This window comes from Noviherbaspirillum sp. (genome assembly GCF_036846085.1).
In the GTDB taxonomy this organism is placed as follows: domain Bacteria; phylum Pseudomonadota; class Gammaproteobacteria; order Burkholderiales; family Burkholderiaceae_D; genus Noviherbaspirillum.
Genome location: NZ_DAIUCO010000389.1, coordinates 1 through 2632, shown reverse-complemented (window position 1 = coordinate 2632; position 2632 = coordinate 1). Strand labels below are relative to the sequence as shown.

Sequence of the window (2632 nt, the reverse complement as noted above, 5' to 3'; positions counted from 1 at the left end):
CGCTGGAGCAGTGCTCCAGCCCTTTTTTGCCTACTTTTTTGGCGAAGCAAAAAAGTAGGTGGCCCGCCGGGGCCAGTCCCGGCAAGCCTGATCGAAGAACAATACGCATTGCAGCACCGAAGAAAAACACCAAACCACCACCCAAGTCACTTCCCCGCCAACTCCGCCCCAATCACCGCCTTCAAATAATTCACCGCCCCCGACTCCGTCACCTTCTGCGCAATCCAGCAAACACTCCCCTTACGCAGCATCCACTCCTGCTCCTGACCGGTGATCAGCAGCGAAATCACATGCCCAAGCGTAGGCTGATGTCCCACTACCAGCACCGTCTCCCGCGCATCCGGCCAGTTGACCGCAGCCAGGATGCCTTGCGCCGTGGCGTGATGTGCCAGGGCAGGATGGGTCTTGAACTTGCGCCCGAGCGCTTCGGCGGTCTGTACGGTCCGCACCGCCGGACTGACCAGAATCCGGCAGTTGCCGGGCAGATGCCGGTCGAGCCAGCCAGCGGTCTTCGACGCCTGCTTATGCCCCTTTGTGGTCAACGCACGTGCTTCATCGGGCTCGCCGGGTTCCGCCTCCGCATGCCGCCATATGATCAGATCCATCGGTTCATCCTTCCGTGTTTAACCCTCTTCCTGTGCGCCCTTCGATCCCAATGTCTGCGCCAGGTATTGCTGGGCGTTGAAAGGGAGCTGCCTGCCGCGTGGCTTACGTCTGTGATACACGCCGTCTGAGCCGAGTTCCCAGGCGCTGGTGTTGTCCTTCAGGTAGGGGTGCAGTCCCTCGGAAATGACCTGCTTCTTCAAGGTGTTGTCGAGTACCGGAAAGGCGACTTCCACGCGACGGAACAGGTTGCGGTTCATCCAGTCAGCACTTGCGAGATATACGTCGTGTGCGAGGTTGTTGCGGAAATAATAGATACGGCTATGCTCCAGGAAACGGCCGATGATCGAGCGGACCCGGATGTTTTCCGATAGGCCGGGCACGCCGGGACGCAATGCGCATGCGCCGCGTACGATCAGGTCGATCTTGACGCCGTCCGCCGACGCCGCATACAACGCCCGGATGACGGATTCGTCGAGCAGTGCATTCATTTTTGCGATGATGCGTGCCGGCTTGCCGGATTTTGCGATCGCGGCTTCATTGCGTATCGCGCGCACGATTTCCTTTTGCAAGGCAAATGGTGCCAGCCAGAGGTACTGCAGTTTCTTGGGTTTGGTGAGGCTGGTCAGGTGGATGAATATCTCGTTCACCTCCGCGGTCAGTTTCGGATGCGCGGTCAGCAGCCCGAAGTCGGTGTAGTGTTTTGTCGTGGTCGGATGGTAGTTGCCGGTGCCCAGGTGGGCGTAGTAGCGCAATTCCTTGTTCTCCCGGCGCAGCACCAGCGCCATCTTTGCATGGGTCTTCAAGCCGACGACGCCGTACACTACCTGTGCGCCGACCCGCTCAAGGCGTTCCGCCCAATTGATATTCGCCTCTTCATCGAAGCGCGCCATCAATTCCACGATGACCGTTACTTCCTTCCCGCGCCGGGCCGCGGCGATCAGGGATTCCATCAGATCCGAATTCATGCCGGTCCGGTAAATGGTTTGCTTGATGGCAAGCACATTCGGATCGTTCGCCGCACTGCGGATAAATTCGACGACCGGCTGGAAGGACTGGAAAGGATGGTGCAGGAGCAAATCGCGCTTCTTCAGCAGATCGAACATGCTCGTGTCGGCGAGATGCGCGGGCAATCCCGGATAGAACGCAGGGAAGTGCAGTGCCGGCTGACCGACGCTGCCGATCAGTTCCTGCAAGCGCACCATGTTGACCGGACCATCCACCGCGAACAGCCGGCTTTTGTCGATCGAGAATTGTTCCAGCAACATCGTCGCGAGATGCGGAGGGCAGTTTCGCGCAACTTCCAGCCGTACCGCGAAGCCGAACTGCCGGCTGTGAAGCTCGGTCTGCAGGGCCTGGCGCAGGTTTTTCACTTCTTCTTCATCCACCCAAAGGTCGCTGTTGCGCGTTACCCGGAATTGCGAATAGGCGATGACTTCGCGCCCCGTAAACAAGTCGGTGATGTGCGCATGGATGATGGAAGACAGAAGGCAGAACGAAACACCTTTCTTCGACAGCTCGTCCGGCAATCGAATGACGCGCGGCAAGACCCTCGGCGCCTTCATGATGGCAATCGCGGTGCCGCGTCCGAACGCGTCCTTGCCGGAGAGCTCAACGATGAAATTCAGGCTTTTGTTCACGACCTGCGGGAAGGGATGCGCCGGATCGAGACCGATCGGCGTCAATAGCGGGCGTACTTCGCGGTCGAAGTAGTCCTTGACCCAGGCTCGCTGCTCTTCATTGCGGTCCTGATGCCGCAACAGATGAACGCCTTTTCCGGAAAGCTCGGGAAGGATGTGCTCATTTAAAACGGCATATTGCCGTTCGACAATTTGATGGCATTCGACACTGGTCCGCTCCAGCGCCGCCGTTAAGGCCGGTGGCAACGACTTGTCGCCGTCAATCCGGTTCTGTGCAAGCAGGCTGGCGATTCTTACTTCAAAAAACTCGTCCAGATTGCTGCTGACGATGCAAAGGTAACGCAGTCGTTCCAGTAGGGGGATATTCCGGTCTTCGGCCTGTGCAAGTA

At 58.5% G+C, this 2632-nt stretch carries 2 protein-coding genes; both read right to left on the bottom strand.

Features of this window, described 5'->3' with window-relative positions; all coding sequences use genetic code 11:
* Positions 1–146: 146 nt before the first annotated feature.
* On the bottom strand, positions 147–605 hold the full coding sequence (locus V7080_RS25115; RefSeq protein WP_334191104.1) for a SixA phosphatase family protein: 459 nt from the start codon (positions 603–605) through the stop codon (positions 147–149).
* Between the two features lie 18 nt (positions 606–623).
* Positions 624–2632: polyphosphate kinase 1 (gene ppk1, locus V7080_RS25110; protein WP_334191103.1), on the bottom strand; the 2009-nt coding region annotated here is incomplete at its 5' end.

Excerpts from the sequence above, each read along its gene's own strand:
- V7080_RS25115 (WP_334191104.1), bottom strand. The coding sequence starts at position 605 with ATGGATCTGATCATATGGCGGCATGCGGAGGCGGAACCCGGCGAGCCC.